Annotated in this window: 1 protein-coding gene; it reads left to right on the plus strand. The window is 48.8% G+C overall.

What is annotated here, in order from left to right:
- Positions 1 to 201, plus strand: a 201-nt coding sequence (locus LKK83_RS16605) for an HNH endonuclease (protein WP_324632345.1), incomplete at its 5' end; no start/stop codon positions are given.

The following is a 201-nucleotide window of genomic DNA, read 5'->3' on the forward strand; positions in this document are numbered from 1 at the left end:
CACATCATCCCAGAAACCCTAGGTGGAAAGGATGAATACAAAAACCTCCAACTTCTCCATAGACATTGCCACGATGTCAAGACTGCCACCGATGGTAGCCTCGGTACCTATGACAAAGGCCAAGCTGTTGAGTCCCCGGATGAGGTGAAAGTCTCAAGTCCGGTTTTGAAGACGAGTAGTTCTGGTGACGGAATTGCTTAG

Origin of the sequence: Phormidium sp. CCY1219 (assembly GCF_035615515.1) — a bacterium.
Lineage (GTDB): Bacteria > Cyanobacteriota > Cyanobacteriia > Cyanobacteriales > Laspinemataceae > CCY1219.